At 70.8% G+C, this 1,003-nt stretch carries 1 protein-coding gene; it reads left to right on the top strand.

Annotated elements, in window-relative coordinates:
• Nucleotides 1–36 precede the first annotated feature (36 nt).
• Nucleotides 37–1,003, top strand: a 967-nt coding sequence (locus tag ABD879_RS32685; RefSeq protein WP_345025665.1) for an AMP-binding protein, incomplete at its 3' end; no start/stop codon positions are given.

Here is a 1,003-nt window from a genome sequence, read left to right as displayed (position 1 = left end):
ATCTTCACGTCGGGTTCGGCGGGTGTGCCGAAGGGGGTGGCGGTCCGCCATGGCGGTGTGGTGAACCTGGTCGCCGCCCAGTCGCAGGGCTTCGGTGTGGGGTGTGACGCGCGGGTGTTGCAGTTCGCCTCGCTGGGGTTCGACGCGGCGGTCTCCGAAGTGTTCGTCGCGCTGCTGTCGGGCGCGGCCGTGGTCATGGTGGACGTGCCGGGCGGCGATCTCGCAGGAGTCGTCTCCTCGTACGGGGTGACGCATGTGACGGTGCCGCCGTCGGTTCTCGGCGTGGTGGAGGATCTGCCGGATGGGGTGACGGTGGTGGTGGCGGGTGAGGCGTGCCCGCCGTGGTTGGCGCAGCGGTGGTCGGCGGGGCGTCGGTTCATCAACGCTTACGGTCCGACCGAGACGACGGTGTGCGCGACCATGACCGGCCCGCTGAGCGGCGGGGATGTCGTGCCGATCGGTCGTCCTATTGCCAATACCCGGGTGTTCGTGCTGGACGAGTTCCTGCGCCCCGTCCCGCCCGGCGTGACCGGCGAGATGTACGTGGCCGGTGCCGGTGTGGCGCACGGGTATGTCAACCGTGCTGGTTTGACCGCTGGCCGGTTCGTGGCCTGCCCGTTCGGGGCGGGTGAGCGGATGTACCGGACGGGTGACCTGGCCAAATGGACCTGCGATGGCGAGCTGGTGTTCGCCGGGCGCGCCGACGAGCAGGTGAAGATCCGCGGGTTCCGGATCGAGCCGGGTGAGATCGAGAAGGTGCTCGCCGAGCGTGAGGACGTCGCCCAGGTCGCGGTCGTGGCCCGGGAGGACCGGCCGGGCGACAAGCGCCTCGTCGCCTACATCGTCCCGGCCGAGGGCGACTCCGCCGACGCGGTGGTGCTGCGCGAGTACGTCGCCGAGCGGTTGCCCGACCACATGGTCCCGGCCGCCGTGGTGAAGCTGGACGCGCTTCCCCTCACCGCCAACGGCAAACTCGACCGCACCGCCCTCCCCGCCCCCGACT

The sequence above is a fragment of the Actinomadura keratinilytica genome (assembly GCF_039539665.1).
Lineage (GTDB): Bacteria > Actinomycetota > Actinomycetes > Streptosporangiales > Streptosporangiaceae > Spirillospora > Spirillospora keratinilytica.
Note: the sequence above shows the minus strand (reverse complement) of the source record. Positions and strands in the feature narration are given on the sequence as shown.